At 71.7% G+C, this 16,133-nt stretch carries 12 protein-coding genes; 8 read left to right on the top strand and 4 right to left on the bottom strand.

Annotated features, from left to right (window positions below; genetic code table 11):
• Window positions 1-35: 35 nt before the first annotated feature.
• The 4 genes from ACGFIQ_RS32745 to ACGFIQ_RS32730 are packed head-to-tail and all read left to right on the top strand — an operon-like array spanning window position 36 to window position 4,264.
• Window positions 36-926, top strand: coding sequence for a glycosyltransferase family 2 protein (locus ACGFIQ_RS32745; protein WP_393249631.1), 891 nt, complete (start codon window positions 36-38; stop codon window positions 924-926).
• A gap of 23 nt (window positions 927-949) precedes the next feature.
• Window positions 950-1,927, top strand: a complete 978-nt coding sequence (locus tag ACGFIQ_RS32740) for an NAD-dependent epimerase/dehydratase family protein (protein ID WP_393249629.1) — start codon at window positions 950-952, stop codon at window positions 1,925-1,927.
• Between the two features lie 22 nt (window positions 1,928-1,949).
• Entirely contained in the window at window positions 1,950-3,254 is a 1,305-nt protein-coding gene (locus ACGFIQ_RS32735; protein WP_393249627.1) for an acyltransferase family protein, read from the top strand.
• A gap of 38 nt (window positions 3,255-3,292) precedes the next feature.
• Window positions 3,293-4,264, top strand: a complete 972-nt coding sequence (locus ACGFIQ_RS32730; RefSeq protein ID WP_393249625.1) for a DNA polymerase domain-containing protein — start codon at window positions 3,293-3,295, stop codon at window positions 4,262-4,264.
• A gap of 21 nt (window positions 4,265-4,285) precedes the next feature.
• Here the strand turns inward: ACGFIQ_RS32730 and ACGFIQ_RS32725 are convergent, their stop codons facing one another.
• Complete coding sequence (locus ACGFIQ_RS32725) at window positions 4,286-6,457, bottom strand: acyltransferase family protein (protein ID WP_393249623.1); 2,172 nt, start codon at window positions 6,455-6,457, stop codon at window positions 4,286-4,288.
• 72 nt (window positions 6,458-6,529) lie between these two features.
• Complete coding sequence (locus tag ACGFIQ_RS32720) at window positions 6,530-7,036, bottom strand: Lrp/AsnC family transcriptional regulator (protein WP_393249621.1); 507 nt, start codon at window positions 7,034-7,036, stop codon at window positions 6,530-6,532.
• A 106-nt stretch (window positions 7,037-7,142) separates the two neighbouring features.
• Between ACGFIQ_RS32720 and pdhA the strand changes: the two genes are divergently transcribed.
• The 4 genes from pdhA to ACGFIQ_RS32700 all read left to right on the top strand — a co-directional run bounded on the left by pdhA (window position 7,143) and on the right by ACGFIQ_RS32700 (window position 12,671).
• Entirely contained in the window at window positions 7,143-8,309 is a 1,167-nt protein-coding gene (gene pdhA, locus ACGFIQ_RS32715; protein ID WP_393249619.1) for a pyruvate dehydrogenase (acetyl-transferring) E1 component subunit alpha, read from the top strand.
• Window positions 8,306-9,310, top strand: a complete 1,005-nt coding sequence (locus ACGFIQ_RS32710; protein ID WP_393249731.1) for an alpha-ketoacid dehydrogenase subunit beta — start codon at window positions 8,306-8,308, stop codon at window positions 9,308-9,310. Before pdhA ends, ACGFIQ_RS32710 begins: the two co-directional genes overlap by 4 nt.
• Entirely contained in the window at window positions 9,307-10,746 is a 1,440-nt protein-coding gene (locus ACGFIQ_RS32705; RefSeq protein ID WP_393249617.1) for a dihydrolipoamide acetyltransferase family protein, read from the top strand. The genes ACGFIQ_RS32710 and ACGFIQ_RS32705 overlap by 4 nt, the downstream gene beginning before the upstream one ends.
• A 245-nt stretch (window positions 10,747-10,991) precedes the next feature.
• Window positions 10,992-12,671: a right-handed parallel beta-helix repeat-containing protein gene (locus tag ACGFIQ_RS32700; protein ID WP_393249729.1), complete on the top strand. Its 1,680-nt coding sequence runs from the start codon at window positions 10,992-10,994 to the stop codon at window positions 12,669-12,671.
• A 120-nt stretch (window positions 12,672-12,791) separates the two neighbouring features.
• On the opposite strand, the gene ACGFIQ_RS32695 is transcribed toward ACGFIQ_RS32700, so the two are convergent.
• Together ACGFIQ_RS32695 and ACGFIQ_RS32690 are read right to left on the bottom strand one after the other, a co-directional pair.
• Window positions 12,792-14,879, bottom strand: a complete 2,088-nt coding sequence (locus ACGFIQ_RS32695) for a PQQ-dependent sugar dehydrogenase (protein WP_393249615.1) — start codon at window positions 14,877-14,879, stop codon at window positions 12,792-12,794.
• 20 nt (window positions 14,880-14,899) lie between these two features.
• Window positions 14,900-15,850 carry a sugar phosphate isomerase/epimerase family protein gene (locus ACGFIQ_RS32690; protein WP_393249613.1) on the bottom strand — a complete coding sequence of 317 codons (951 nt, stop codon included), beginning with the start codon at window positions 15,848-15,850 and terminating at the stop codon, window positions 14,900-14,902.
• Window positions 15,851-16,133: the final 283 nt, after the last annotated feature.

The raw sequence follows: 16,133 nt of genomic DNA, 5'->3' as shown, positions 1-16,133 counted from the left end.
CATTTCCACCACGCACAGTGAGGCCAACCGACCGAATGATTGTCGACATTATGCTGCCGTACTACGGAAGCGTGCCCCTCATGCAGGCGGCGGTACGCAGCGTGATGGCGCAGAGTGACCCGGGTTGGCGTCTGACCGTGGTCGACGACGGCACCGAGCCGGGCGTGCCGGAGTGGTTCGCGGGCATCGACGACGAGCGGGTCCGCTACCAGCGCAACGAGCGCAATCTCGGGATCACCGCCAACTACCGCAAGTGCGTCGGTCTCGCCGAGCACGAGTACCTGGTGATGATGGGCACGGACGACATCATGCACCCCAACTACGTCGCCACCGTGCGGTCGGTGATCGAGCAGTACCCGGGCGTCGGCATGGTCCAGCCGGGGGTCGAGATCATCGACGCCGACGGCACGGTGGTCAACACCATCGTCGACGAGGCGAAGCGGCGGATCTACGCCCCCCGGATCGACTCCCGCGAGCTGATGGGCGGCGAGGACCTGGCGGCCAGCCTGCTGCGGGGCTGCTGGTTCTACTTCCCGTCGATCTGCTGGCGGACGGACGCGCTCAAGGCCGTCGACTTCCGCGAGGAGTTCCAGGTCATCCAGGACCTGGCCCTGGTGATCGACCTGATCCAGCGCGGTGAGCAGATGGCCGTCGACAACACCCTCTGCTTCCAGTACCGGCGGCACGCGGTCAGCAAGTCCGCCGCCGACGCGGCCAACGGCTCCCGGTTCACCGAGGCGCGGGCGTTCTTCGTCGATGTCGCCCGCCGGATGGACGAGCAGGGTTGGCCCCGGGCTGCCCGCGCGGCCCGCAGCTACACCTCGTCCCGCCTCCACGCCATCACCCTGCTGCCGGCGGCTGTCCTCTCGGGCAAGATGGCCGGCGTGCGCAGCCTGTCCCGGCACGCGTTCGGGCCGGGCCGATGACCGACGACAGCCAGGGAGACGCCATGACCGTCAGACCACGACCTCCGGCGGAGGACGCGGTACGGCAGCCGATGCGGGTGGTGGTGCTCGGCGGCACCGGCTTCCTCGGCCGCCCGATCTGCCGCGCGCTGGCCGACCAGGGCCACGCCGTGGTCGCCGTCGCGCGTACCCCGAAGACGATCGGCCCGGGTGTCGAGGTCCGTGCACTGGACCTGGCCGCCGCCGACGTCGACGAGATCACCGCGGTGTTGCGTGACCTCGACCCGGCCGTGGTGATCAACGCGGCGGGCGGGATGTGGGGCCTGTCCGAGGCCCAGATGCTCGCGGTCAACGTCACACTGGTCGAGCGGCTGGTGCAGGCCGCGGGCCGACTGCCCGGGCGGGTCCGGGTGGTCCAGATGGGCAGCGTGCACGAGTACGGGCTGGTCCCGGTAGACACGTCGATGCCCGAGCAGCTGACCCCCGCGCCGGTGATGCCGTACGGCGAGTTCAAGCTGCGCTGCACCGAGGCGATCACCGAGGCGGACCGGCAGGGCCTGATCGAGGGCGTCACGCTGCGGGTCGGCAACGTCATCGGCGCCGGGCAGCCCGGGCACAGCCTGCTCGGGGTCGTCGCGGGCCGGCTGCGCGACGCCCAACGGGCCGGTACGCGGGCCCGACTGGAGCTCGCTCCGCTCGGCTCCCGGCGTGACTTCATCGGCCTCAGCGACGTGGTCGCCGCCGTACTGCTGGCCGCGACCCGCCCCGACGCGCCCGGCCGCGTGATCAACATTGGTCGGGGGGTGGCGGCCAGCGCGCGTGATATGGTCCGGCTCCTCATCGACGTGAGTGAGGTGCCGACCGATCTGGTCGAGGCCGAGCAGACCGGCCCCGCCGAGACCAGCTGGCAGCGACTGGAGGTCGGATTGGCCGCCGAGGTGCTCGGCTGGGCGCCGAGCGACGACCTGCACACCGAGATGAAGCAATTGTGGGAGCACGCCGGCGCCGAGGTGCCCGCCTGATGCCGAGAGGTTTCCAGACCGTATGACAACCCCCGCCCTCATTCGGTCCCGTGGCACGTTGGCCGACCTGCTGTCCGGCCGGAGCAACGGCATCGGGCTGATCCGGCTCTGCCTCGCCGTCGGCGTCGTCCTGTCGCACTCCAAGCCGCTCGGCTTCGGTGCCGCCGACCTCGGCTACAGCCTGACCGGTCGGCAGACCAACGTCGGCACCATGGCCGTGTACGGCTTCTTCGTGCTCTCCGGCCTGCTGATCACCCGCAGCGCCCGGCGTACCGGCGTGATTCGCTACGCCTGGCACCGGGCCCTGCGGATCCTGCCCGGTCTCTGGGTCTGCCTGCTGATCACCGCGTTGGTGATCGCCCCGCTTGTCGCGTTGCGCGAGCACGGCACCACCGCCGGCTACTTCGACAATCCCGGGGAGCCGGGCGGCCCGCTGGCCTACCTGCGCGGCAACTGGTGGACCGGTGTCGAGCAGTACGGCATCCACGATCTGCTCATCCAGTCCACCCCGTGGGGTCGCAAGACCAGCACCAGCGTCTTCAACGGCGCGCTGTGGTCGCTGAAGTACGAGATGTTCTGCTACGTCGTGGTGGGCGTGCTGGCGGCGACCGCCGTGCTGCGCCACGCCCGCCGGTTCGTGCTGGTCCTGACCGTCGCGCTCTACCTGAGCATCCTGCAGGACTGGGTGGCCACCGGGCAGCTCAGCGGCCCGGCATCGACGGCGGGCTGGACCTTCGATGCGCCACTGGTCGGCCCGATGAGCTTCCACTACATCGTCTACCTGGGCTTCCTCTTCGCCCTCGGCGCGACCTTCGACCTCTACCGGGAGCGGGTGCCGATCAGCGACGTGCTGGGCATCGGCGCGGCGGTGGCGCTCGGGTTGTCCCTGCTCGTCGGCGGGTTCTTCGTCATTGGGCTGCCCGCGTTCGCGTACCTGCTGGTGTGGCTGTCGGTGCGGCTGCCGCGCCAGGTGCACTGGGTGGGCCGCAAGAACGACTACTCGTACGGCATCTACATCTACGGGTTCATCTTCCAGCAGTTGATGGCCAGCCTCGGCTGGAACCGTTGGGGTTACGTGCCGTTCGCGGCCATGTCGGTCGCGGTCGCCTTCGTCGCCGCGTTCCTGTCCTGGAAGCTTGTCGAGCAGCCGGCGCTGCGGTTGAAGGACTGGACGCCGGGCTTCGTGGCCCGCCGGTCCTCGCAGCGGGTGCCCGTCGAACAGCAGACCGCGGTGGCCGAGGAGCCGCCCGCGACGCCGCCGGTGCAGGTCGGCGGTCCGACCGAGGAGCTGCCCCAACAATCCGCCACGCTGGTCCCCGGCCGGTAGGGCCTACGTGCCCGCCCCCGAGCCGTACGCTCGGGGGCGTGGCCACGGCGGCGGAGGAGATCCGGGTGGGGGAGCGGCTGGTCCGCGTCTCCAGTCCCGACAAGCCCTACTTCCCGGAGCTCGGGCTCACCAAGTTGGACGTGGTCCGCTATTTCCTCTCGGTGGGTGACGGGGTCCTGCGCGCGTTGCGGGACCGGCCGACGATGCTGGAACGGTGGCCGCGTGGCGTCTTCGAGGGCGCGACGATCGCCACCCGGCAGACCAACCGGGGTGACGCGTTCTACCAGAAGCGGCTGCCGGCGGGCGCGCCCGACTGGGTGCGCACCGCGCACATCACCTTCCCCAGTGGCCGGACCGCCGACGAGGTCGCGCCCAGCGAGTTGGCCGTGGTGATCTGGGCGGCCAACCTGGGCACCCTGCGGTTTCACCCCTGGCCGGTCACCGCCGCCGACGTGGAACGCCCCGACCAGTTGCGCATCGACCTCGACCCGATGCCCGGCGTCGGTTTCGACCAGGTGGTGCCGGTGGCCCGCGAGGTCAACGCGTTCCTGGCCGAGCTGGGGATGACCGGCTACCCGAAGACCACCGGGGGGCGGGGCCTGCACGTCTACCTGTCGATCGAGCCGCGGTGGAGCTTCGGTGAGTGCCGGCGGGCGGTGCTCGCGTTGGGCCGGGAGATGCAGCGCCGGCTGCCGGAGCTGGTCACCACCACGTGGTGGCGGGAGCAACGCGACCGGCCGGTCTTCGTCGACTACAACCAGATGGCCCGCGACCACACGGTGACGTCGGCGTACTCGATCCGGCCGACTCCGCAGGCCCTGGTGTCGGCGCCGCTGGAGTGGGCGGAGCTGGACGACGCCCGCCCGGAGGACTTCGACGTGCTCAGCATGCCGGCCCGCTTCGCCGAGCGCGGCGACCCGCACGCCGGCCTGGACGGCGACCGGCACTCGTTGGAGCCGCTGCTGGAGTTGGCCGACCGGGAGGGGCTGGAGGCCCCGCCCGAACGATGAGGCCCGGCCCAGCCCGGCGGGTCACAGGTCGGCGAGCACGGGCTTGAGGGCGGCGCCCACCTGGGGTGCGAGGGTCGTCGAGTAGGTGGCGCTCAGGTGGTGCGCGTCGCGCCAGACGAGCACGCCGCCGATGACGGGGGCGCACCGGTCCGCGGGGCAGATCCAGTCGTTCAGGTCGACCAGGTGGACGCCGGACAGTCCGTCGGCCGCTTCTTCCTGGGCCGGACCGCCCCCGCGACCCAGGACCTCGTCCCGGCTGTCGGCGCACTTCGTCAGGCGGTTCGGGTTCTTCGACACGCACTCGGCGATGTCCTTCACGTGCAGCGGCGTGTCCCGCAGGACCACCACCGGCACCTTCTCCGCGATCATGCCGCTCCACGTCTTGCGCAGTTCGCGGACCAGCGCGGACCGCCATTCCGAGCGCGGCTCGCCGTGGACCGGGTACTCGGCGTTGGTCACGACCAGCAGGTCGGGGCGACCCGCGCCGAGCAACGTCTCCCGCACCTTCCTGTTCCACTGCGTGCAGGAGGAGTAGGGCCTGTCGTTCAGGGAGATCTCCGCCGTCAGGAACGGGCAGCCGCCCTTGGTGTAGGTGGCGAGGCGCCACCCGTTGGTCTCCGCCGCCAGCCGCATGGCCGGGACCCACTGGTCGGCGTGGGAGTCGCCGGCGAGCGCGATCGTGGTCGCCGAGTTCATCTTCCCGTAGACACAGACCTCCGGCGTCGCGGACTCCAGCGACACGTGGCAACTCTTCGTGGCCTGCAACAGCGGCGCGTCCTGGGCCGCGCGCGCCGGCTCGGGGGTGATCGAGTCGACCTTGTCGACGGGCGCCCCGGCCCGGCTGGTGCGGGGGGATCCGCCGAGCGCCGCGGCTCCCGGCGCCGCCGGTGGCGTCGGCTGCGCGGAGCTGCCGGGCACCTGGCCCATGATGACCGACGCCTGTGGCGTCGTACCCGCCGTCGACGGAATGGCCAGTTGGAAGGTCAGGCCGGCGAGCGCCGCCGCACCGGTGCAGACGGCCCCGATGCGCAGGGCGGAGGTTGGCCGGTCGGCGAGGGTCGGTGACCGGCGCACCGGGTTCTCGACGAAGTGGTACGTGAGCGCGGCGGGGATCGCCGAGGCGGCCACGACGGCGAGCGCCGGGCCGACGCCGAGGTCACCGAAGTGCGCCTGCGCGGCGATCAGCACCGGCCAGTGCCACAGGTACAGCGAGTAGGAGATGCCGCCGACGTAGCGCAGCGGCTGTTGGCCCAGCAGCAGGACCGGCCCGGCGCGGCCGGCGGCCGGCCCGAACGCGATCACCACGGCGGTGCCGAGGGTGGGGCCGAGCGCGGCGTAACCGGGGAAGCCGGCCTCGGTGGTGATCAGCGCGGCCGAGGCGCCGACGGCGATCAGCCCGGCCCAGGCCAGCGGCACGGCCACCAGGCGCGGCGACCGGCGCAACCAGATCGCCGTGACGGCGACGGCGCCGCCGAGGGCCAGCTCCCACATCCGGGTGGTGGTGACGAAGTACGCCGATGGCTCGGTCGGCGAGACGTACAGCGCCCAGGCGAACGAGGGGACCGCGATCAGCGCCAACCCGAGCAGGTAGAGGCCGCGGCCCCCATGCCCCCGGCGGCGGGCGAACCAGCCGAGGGCGATCAGCAGCAGCGGCCACACCAGGTAGAACTGCTCCTCGACGGCGAGGGACCAGAAGTGCTGGGCGATGCTCGCGGCGTCGTTGGCGGCCACGTAGTCGGCGGACTGCTCGGCCAACCGCCAGTTCATGGCGTAGCAGGCGCTGGCGATGACGTCCCAGGCGGTGGACGACCAGCGGCCACGGGGCAGGAAGAAGTAGGTGAGCACCAGGGTCGCGAGGAGGACTGTCGCGGCGGCCGGGAGCAGACGCTTCGCTCGTCGGGCGTAGAAGTCGGTGAGCGAGAGCCGTCCGTACTTGTCGAGTTCTTCGAGCAGCAGGCCGGTGATGAGGAAGCCGGAGATCACGAAGAACACGTCCACACCGACGAAACCGCCGGGCAGGTACGGCACTCCGGCGTGCCCGAGGAGCACCAGCAGCACAGCCACCGCCCGCAGGCCCTCGATGTCGCCGCGGAAGGACCGCGCGCCGGCCGACGTCGGCCTGGTCGACGTCGGTCTGGTCGGTGGCGGGGCGGCTACCCTGGCCTGCGCCCACAACTCATTCGATATAGCCACGTCGCGGATAGTAGCGGCGTTGTGCGGTAATTCGGCTATTTCAGGATCGTGCTAATGAATTCGTGTTATGGCCTACTGCCAGGGGCTCTTCGTTCCGCCGAACTCCTCGAAGACGAGCCAGGACCGCGTCGACAACACCCCGGCGATGCGCTGCACCCGGTCCAGCACCACGTCCCGCAGGGCGGCGTTGTCCGGCGCCCGGACCAGGGCCAGCACGTCGTGCTCGCCGCTGAGCAACGCCACGTGCTCGACATAGCGGACCCGGGCCAGCTCGGCCGACACCTCGCGCCAGGTGTTCTGCTCGATCGTCAACGCCATGTACGCCGAGGTGCCCAACCCGGCCGCCTCGGGCGCCACCTGGGCGTGGAACCCGGTGATCACCCCGTCGCGCAGCAACCGCTCCACCCGCGCGTACGCGTTGGTGCGGGAGATGTGGATCCGTTCGGCGAGGGTACGCACCGACGTCCGCCCGTCGCGGACCAGCTCGTCGAGGATCCGCCGGTCCACGTCGTCGAGGGCTCGTACCGATCGTCCCGATCCCGCCGCCCGGTCTGCGTCGTCGCCGGTCTCCTGGCTCACTGATGGTCCCTCCGCATGCCAACCGTCCCGCCTTCTGCGTGGATCTTGAGTCAATCATCCGACAGGCGGAAGCATAGGCTCACCACACGTCCCAGGAGGTTCCGCCGTGACGACCACTCCCCAGGCGGTCCGCAGGGCATCCCCGCGTACGCGTCGAGCGGTCACCCCGCCCGACCCGGCGCGCCCGCTGCTGCCGAACACCGAACCCGTCCGCCTGCTCGACCCGACCGGCACGCCGCTGCCCGCCCGCGGCGACTACCCGGAACCACCCGTCGAGCTGCTGCGCGAGTTGTACCGCCGGATGGTGCTCGGCCGCCGGTTCGACACCCAGGCGACCGCCCTGACCAAGCAGGGCCGGCTGGCCGTCTACCCGTCCTCGCGGGGCCAGGAGGCGTGCCAGGTCGGCGCGACGCTCGCGGTCCGCGACACCGACTGGGTCTTCCCCACCTACCGTGAGTCGATGGCGCTGGTTGCCCGGGGCATCGACCCGGTCGAGGTGCTCACCCTGCTGCGCGGCGACTGGCACTGCGGCTACGACCCGACCGAGGTACGCACCGCGCCGCAGTGCACCCCGCTCGCCACCCAGTGCGTGCACGCGGCCGGTCTGGCGCACGGCGAGGCGTACCAGGGGCGCGACACCGTGGCGCTGGCCTTCATCGGCGACGGCGCCACCAGCGAGGGCGACTTCCACGAGGGAATGAACTTCGCCGCCGTGTTCAAGGCGCCGGTCGTCTACTTCGTCCAGAACAACCGCTACGCCATCAGCGTCCCGCTGTCCCGGCAGACCGCCGCGCCGTCGCTGGCCTACAAGGGCGTCGGCTACGGCGTGCCCAGCGAGCAGGTCGACGGCAACGACCCGGTGGCGGTGCTCGCCGTGCTCACCCGCGCGGTCGCGCACGCCCGCGCCGGCAACGGGCCGTTCCTCGTCGAGGCGCACACGTACCGGATGGAGCCGCACACCAACGCCGACGACGCCAGCCGCTACCGCGACGGTGCCGAGGTCGACGCCTGGCGCGACCGCGACCCGATCGCCCGGCTGGAGACCTACCTGCGGGCCCGCGGCGTGCTCGACGACGCGGCGATCGCCGAGGTCGCCGAGCAGGCCGAGGCGTACGCGGCGGACCTGCGGACCCGGATGAACGAGCAGCCCAGCGTCGACCCGTTGAGCCTGTTCGAGCACGTCTACGCCGAGCCCACCCCGCAACTCGTCGAACAGCGTGAGCTGGTCCGCGCCGAGCTGGCCGCCGCTCGCGACGAGGAGGGGGACGCCTGATGGCCACCACCATGGCGAAGGCACTCAACACCGCGCTCGCCGACGCGCTCGCCGCCGACGACCGGGTCGTCGTCTTCGGTGAGGACGTCGGCGCGCTCGGTGGCGTCTTCCGGATCACCGACGGCCTGCAGGCCCGCTTCGGTGAGGACCGCTGCTTCGACACCCCGCTCGCCGAGGCCGGCATCGTCGGGTTCGCCGTCGGCCTGGCCATGTCCGGTCTGCGGCCGGTGGTCGAGATGCAGTTCGACGCGTTCGCCTACCCGGCGTTCGAGCAGATCGCGTCGCACGTGGCGAAGCTGCGCAACCGCACCCGGGGCGCGCTGAGCGTGCCGATCGTGATCCGGGTGCCGTACGCGGGCGGCATCGGCGGGGTCGAGCACCACTGCGACTCGTCCGAGGCGTACTACGCGCACACCCCCGGCCTGAAGGTGGTCACCCCGGCGACCGTCGAGGACGCGTACTCGCTGCTGCGTGAGGCGATCGACGACCCCGACCCGGTGGTCTTCATGGAGCCCAAGAAGCTCTACTTCGGCAGTGCCGACGCGGCCCTGCCGACCCGTACCGAGCCGTTCGGCCGGGCCGTCGTGCGCCGTCCGGGACGCGACGCCACCCTGGTGGCGTACGGGCCGGCCGTGCCTGTCGCGTTGGAGGCCGCCGAGGCCGCCCGCGAGGAGGGCTGGGACCTGGAGGTGGTGGACGTGCGCACCATCGTGCCGTTCGACGACGAGACCATCGCCGCCTCGGTCCGCCGCACCGGCCGCTGCGTGGTGATCCAGGAGGCGCAGGGCTTCGCCGGGGTCGGCGCGGAGATCGCCGCCCGGGTGCAGGAGCGCTGCTTCCACGCGCTGCACGCCCCGGTGCTGCGGGTCGCCGGCCTGGACATCCCGTACCCGGCGCCGATGCTGGAGCACACCCACCTGCCCGGCGTGGACCGGGTGCTCGACGCGGTGGCCCGACTCCAGTGGGACGACCAGCCGGACGCGCGTTGGGCGGCGGCATGACCACCGTCGAACGGACGCAGGTCTTCCTCCTGCCCGATCTGGGCGAGGGGCTGAGCGAGGCCGAGATCGTCGAGTGGCGGGTCGCCGTGGGCGACGTGGTCACCGTCGACCAGAGCGTGGTCGAGGTGGAGACCGCGAAGGCGGTCGTGGACGTGCCCTGCCCGTACGCCGGCCGGGTCGTCACCCTGCACGGCGCGGCCGGTGAGGTACGCCCGGTCGGCCAGCCGCTGATCACCATCGCGCCGCTGGACGGCGGCGACGAGCCCGCCGGGCACGCCACCTACCGCGAGGAGGAGCGGGCCGGCTCCGGCAACGTGTTGATCGGCTACGGCACCGGCCACGGCGGCGCCACCCGCCGTCGGCGCCGACCTCGGCTGACGCTCGCCCCCGAACCGGCCGACACCGCGCCGACCGATGGTGCTGCCGCGACGGGTGGTGCTGCTCCGACGGGTGGTGCTGCTCCGACCGGTGGCGTTGCCCCGACCGGTGGGGCCCGCCCGGCTGCCGGCGGCTCTCCGGCGGCGGGCGACGCGCCCGGTCACCCCGTACGGCCGACCGCCCTGGTCATCTCGCCGATCGTGCGGCGGCTGGCCCGGGAGCGTGGCGTCGACCTCAACGCGGTGCGGGGCTCCGGGCCCGGCGGGGTGATCCGCCGTGCCGACGTGGAGGCGGCGCTGACCGTGCCCGCCGCCCGGCTCGCCGCCGTGCCGGACGCGCCCGTCGCGCCGGTGCCGACCTCCGACGGCGACGTGATCGTCCCGCTCACCGGTGTCCGCAAGGTCATCGCCGACAAGCTCTCCCGCAGCCGGCGGGAGATCCCCGAGGTGACCATCTGGGTCGACGTGGACGCCACCGGGCTGCTGGAGACCCGGGCCGCGATCAACGCGGCGACGCCCGACGCGCCGGTGAGCATCCTGGCCCTGCTGGCCCGGATCTGCCTCAGCGGGCTGCGCCGGTTCCCGCAGCTCAACGCCCGCGTCGACACCGAGGCGCAGCGGATCGTCCAGTCCGCCGGGGTGCACCTCGGCATCGCCGCGCAGACCGACCGGGGTCTGCTGGTGCCGGTGCTGCGCGACGCCCAGCGACTCACCACCGCCGAGCTGGCCGCCGAACTGGCGGCCACCACCGCCGCAGCCCGGGCGGGCAGCCTGCCGCCGGCCCGGCTGACCGGCGGCACGTTCACCCTCAACAACTACGGGGTGTTCGGCGTCGACGGCTCCACACCGATCATCAACCACCCCGAGGCGGCGCTGCTCGGGATCGGGCGGATCGTGGACAAGCCGTGGGTGGTCGACGGGCAACTCGCGGTTCGCAAGGTGACCCAGCTCAGCCTCACCTTCGACCACCGGGTCTGTGACGGCGGGGTGGCCGGTGGCTTCCTGCGGCACGTCGCTGACTGCGTGGAGCGCCCCGCGCTGCTGATCGCCGCCGTCTGAGCGCGTACCCCGGCCCCGGCGCTGCCCCCTGCGGCCCGCCGGGGCCGGAGTGCGTCCCGGCTCTCCCGGCGGTGCGATCGTGCCGGGGTTCCCGGCGGTGCCGTCGTGCCGGGGGTTTCCCGGCGGTGCGATCGTGCCGGGGGTTTCCCGGCGGTGCCGTCGTGCCGGGGTTTCCCGGCGGTGCGATCGGGAAGTCGGCCCCGCCGAAGCGCGCCGAACGCGTCGAAGGGAGCCGACCTGTGGCCGTGGCGAACGAGCTGCTACTGAACTCGGTCCGGGTACGGCGGCCCGCCTCGGCCGGCGCACCCCTCTACTGCGACGCGCTGGAGTACGGGCTGACCGGCGACGGCGCGACGAACGACCAGCCGGCGCTGGCCGCCCTCGTGGACCGGCTGGGCGCCGGCTACGCCTCGGACGGGCGCGCCCGGGTCATCTACTGCCCGCCGGGCATCTACTCGATCCGGGACGCGGGCACGGTGTGGCGCAGCGGAGTGTCGCTGGTGGGGGCCGGCCCGGCGGCGACCCGGTTCATGCTCAGCAACGAGGGCAACCGGGCCGATCCGACGCCGTTGGCCTTCTGGACCACCGTGCAGCACGGTGCCGACCGGGACCGGCACATCGCCGACTGCACCTTCTCCGACTTCCAGATCGACGGCTCCGGCGTGGCGATGGCCGAGTACAACTACCTGGCCAAGGGCCTCGGTCTCCAGTACGTGGTGCGGGGGGTGTTCCGCAACCTCTACATCCACCACACCGCGGCGACCGGGCTGGGCTGCGACTTCCTCCAGGACTCGCTGATCGACGGCGTGGTGGTGGTCGGGTGTGGCCGACTGGACAACGGCGAGCAGATGGGCGGCGCCGGCATCGGGGTCGGCATCGGCGGCTGGGGCACGGTGGAGCGGCTGACCATCGCCAACTGCACCACGCTCGCCAACGGCACCAACGGAATCTTCCTGGAGTTGCAGAAGGAGTACTGGGTGCCACCGCGTGGCTACCGCATCATCGGCTGTCACAGCCAGGGCAACCGGTTCGGCATCTCCGACTGGGGTGCTGACGGTCTGATCGTCTCGGCCTGCACCATGACCGGCAACCTGGAAACCGGGTTCGACGTGTCGGCGCAGGGAACCTCGTCGGTGGCTGGGCGGGGTGGGCTGCTCACCGACTGCGTCATCGACGGCAACATGTGCGACGGGGTCAGCCTCGGCAACAGCCCCGGCCCGTACACGGTGCGGGGCAACCGGATCAGCGGCAACGGGCGACACGGCTACCACGCGCACGACCTCGGACGCGGCTACCGGGGCTCGGTCCGGGACGTGGTCATCGAGAGCAACGAGTTCTGGGGCAACGGCCTCGACGCGATCCGGATCGACCACCAGATGACCGACGCGGTGCTGCTCAACAACCGGATCCGCAACAACGGGCGGCAGTGCGGCGAGGGCACCGGCGGCGCGGGCGACGGGGTCCGCTACAGCGAACGGTGCCTGGTGGACCGGTCGGCCAACTGGCCGCACGACGGGCACCGGGGCAAGGTCCTGCGGGTCGGACGCGCCGTGGCCGTGGTCGCCTCCAACACCGGCGACGAACTCACCCTCGCCCCGGTACGCCCCGACGGGTTCACCGCGTGGAGCGGGGACGTGCCGCCGCCCGGCTGCGCCTACGAACTGTCTCCCGCACCGCGGCGGCGGGCCGGGATCACGATCGACGCGGCGTTCGACTCGGCCACCGTTCGCGGCAACCGGATCTGGGACAACCACGACGACCAGACCCAGACGCACGGGCTGTGGATCACCGAGCGGGGCAGTTGTGTGGACTGCCGGGTCGAGGACAACGACCTGGCCGGCAACGCCGGCGACGGGATGCTGCTGGACACCCCGCCGGTGGGCGGACGCTGGCGGGACAACCACGTGGACAGCGACTGGAGCTGAGCGGCGACCGGACGGCCGCTCGCGGTGTACGCGGTGTTCGCTTTCACGCCGCGCGGAGCAGAGACGACGAACGGCGGCGACCGGAGTGCTCCGGTCGCCGCCGCTGTCATCGTGCGGTGGTCAGCCGGCCAGACCGGCCACCGGGGTCGGGTCCAGCACGACCGTGGCCGAGCCCGACTGCGCGGGGTTGCCCGCGTCGGTGTACTCCGCGACGAACACGGCGGTCAGGTTGTCCGCACCGCTGTGCCCACTGTCGAGGAAGGTGGGAATGGACCCGGAGCAACCCGTCGAGGTGGAGAGCGGGTGCCCGTGCTCGTCGTGCCCGAGCACGTAGGTGACCTTCACCTTGGAACAGTCCACCGGCAGGTCGTCGGTGACCTTCACCTCGTACGCGACGGTCTGCCCGAACTGGAAGGGCTGCCCGGCCTCCGGGGTGACGAACTCGACGACCGGCGCGGTCGGTCCGACCACCAGCGGCAGGCTCGCCGAGGCGGACCGTCCGGTGCGGTCGGTCACCTTCAGCGTCGGCGTGTACGAGCCGTTCTCCGGGAACGTCCAGGTCGCGTTCGGAGCGGTGCTGTCCACCGAACCGTCGGCGTTGAAGTCCCACGCGTAGCTGAGCTTGTCACCGTCCGGGTCGGTGGTGCCGGCGCTGGAGAACGCGACGGTCAGCGGGGCCTGCCCGACGGTCGGCGTACCACTGATCTTCGGGATCGGCGTCCGGTTGCCGCGGACGAAGTCGATCCGGGACAGCTGGGCGTCCGGGTTCTCGGCGAAGTAGCCGTCACCGTACTCCAGCACGTAGAGCGCGCCGTCCGGGCCGAACTCCATGTCCATCGGGTTGTCCACCACCAGTGACGGCGCCACCGGCAGGATGTCCGTCACGTCACCGTCGGAGTCGAGGCGGAACTCCTTGATGTAGTCGCGGGACCACTCGTAGAACAGCGGCACCCCGTCGTAGTACGCCGGCCAGCGGGTCCGTGACGTGCTGGTCCCGTCGTAGTCGTACGCCGGGCCGCCCATCGGCGAGATGCCGCCGGTGCCCAACTGCGGGAACTCGGCGGACGGGGCTGCCGCGTACCAGACCTGCGGCTGCTCGACCGGCGGCAGCACGCGCTTGCCGGTGTTGTGCGGTGAGTCGTTGACCGGGCGCGTGCAGTTGAACTTGGCGCCGGACTGCCCGGTGGCGAAGTCGTAGTCGCGGTAGGCGATCGTCGGCGTCACGCAGTACGGCCAGCCGTAGTTCGCCGGCTTGTCGATGACCATCCACCGACCGTGCCCGGCCGGGCCACGCTCCGGGTCCGGGTTGGACGCGTCCGGGGAGTAGTCGCCCACGTACACGTTGTCGGTACGCCTGTCGACGGAGAACCGGAACGCGTTGCGCAGCCCCATCGCGTAGATCTCCGGGCGGGTCTGCGCCGTGCCCGGCTTGAACAGGTTGCCGGCCGGCACGGTGTAACCGCCACCGTTCTTCACCTTGATGCGCAGCAGCTTGCCGCGCAGGTCGTTGGTGTTGGCCGAGCTGCGCTGGGCGTCGAACGCCGGGTGCCGGTCGGCCCGCTCGTCGATCGGGATGTAGCCGTCGGAGGCGAACGGGTTGGTGTCGTCACCCGTCGACAGGTACAGGTTGCCCTTGCTGTCGAAGTCGATCTGGCCGCCGACGTGGCAGCAGATGCCCCGGTCGGTCGGCACGTCGATGATCTGCTGCTCGCTGGCGAGGTTGAGCTTCATCCCGTCCAGCTTGAAGCGGGACAGCCGCAGCGCGCCCTTGTACGGCTGCCAGTCGGCCTCGGTGCCGGTCTCCGGCGCGTCGCCCTCGTTGACGCCGGGGGTCGCCGGGTCGTCCACCGGCGTGTCCATCGGCGGCGAGTAGTAGAGGTAGACCCACTTGTTCTGGGCGAAGTTCGGGTCGATGGCGACCCCCTGCAACCCCTCCTCGTCGTGCTCGTACACCGGGATGTCGGCGGCGAGGGTGTTCAGCCCGGTGCGCGGGTCGTGGATGCGGACCTCGCCGGTGCGGGAGGTGTGCAGCACCCGCAGGTCGGGCAGGACGGCGAGGCTCATCGGCTCGCCCGGGAAGTCGTTGAGTGTCACTTTCTGGAAGCTGCTGTCCGGCGGTGCGGCCGGCGCCGCGGCCGCTGCCGACGGTGGTACGGCCAGACCGGCCGTCACCAGCAGCAGGGCGGACACGAATGCTGTCCTGTTCATCAATTGTCCCCCGAGGTGTTTCAGTACCGAAGTGAGGCGAGATAGTCGAAGCCGACGCGAGCGGTGTCCAGGGCGTCGGCGGGGGAGCGTGGCGCGGTGCCGGCGTCGTCGCGCTCCACGATGTACTCCTCGATGCCGGCCTCCCGCTCGTGGGCGAAGATGCGGCCGAAGTCGATGAGGCCGTCGCCGAGGTCGGCGAAACCGCCCTCGACGTCGAGGTCCTTGACGTGCACCTGGCGGATCCGGCCGCGGTTGGCCCGGATCACGTCGACCGGGTCGTGCGCGCCCCGCCAGGTCCAGTAGAGGTCGAGCTCGAAGTGGACCAGGCGCGGGTCGGTCTGCCCGGTGAGGATCTCGAAGCCGGTCGAGCCGTCGGTCAGCGGCGTGAACTCCAGCTGGTGGTTGTGGTAGCCGAAGTCGAGCCCGGCGCGTTCGGCCAACCGGCCGGCCTTGTTCAGGTCGCGCGCCAGGGCCCGGTAGACGTTGGGGTCCCGGATCGCCTGACCGTTGGCGTCCCGACCGAAGTACGGGTGGACGATCTTCTTGCAGCCCACGACGTTGGCGTCGGCGAGGGCCTGCTCCCAGGTGGCGGCATCGAAGGGCTGCGGGATGCCGGTGTGCCCGGAGGTGGACCGCAACCCGGCCTCGTCGAGCGCCGCCCGGAACTGCGCGGCGGTGCGTCCGACGAACCCGGCGTGCTCCACCCGCCGGTAGCCGATCCGGCGCAGCGCGTCCAGGGTGCCGGGCAGATCGGCGGCGAGCTGGTCGCGCAGCGTGTAGAGCTGGATGCTGATCCGGTCGACAGGCACCCGACGTCGGCCCTGGGACTGCCCGGCGGGCGCGGCGGTGGCCGGGCTGGCGAGCAGACCGGCGGCGCCGACGGCGGCGGCGGAGACGGTCGCGGCACGCAGCACTCCGCGCCGGCTGATCGACTCGGACGCCGATATCGGACGGTTGAGCTGTTGATCCATGGTGGTGGTCCCTTCCTGACGGCAGGTACGCCGTCGGCGGCGGTCGACCCCGACTGCCGTCACCCGGGCACGCCGAACCGGCCGGAGGCGGGCTCCGGCTGGACGGTGAGGACGGTGCGCCGGTGCGGCCCAGCCCCCGTTGGGAGCGGAACACAGCGAACCCGGCAGGGTGGCGGCAAGCTGATCGACTGATGGGCAACCCTCTATCTGGAAAGTGACCTTACCCTTGGCCCCGGACGAAGGCAAAGCTTCGTCGCGTTCGGCAGAAGTTTCACTGCAGGCG

Origin of the sequence: Micromonospora sp. NPDC048898, from assembly GCF_043198035.1 — a bacterium.
In the GTDB taxonomy this organism is placed as follows: Bacteria; Actinomycetota; Actinomycetes; order Mycobacteriales; family Micromonosporaceae; genus Micromonospora.
This window is presented reverse-complemented; position numbering and strand designations above follow the sequence as displayed.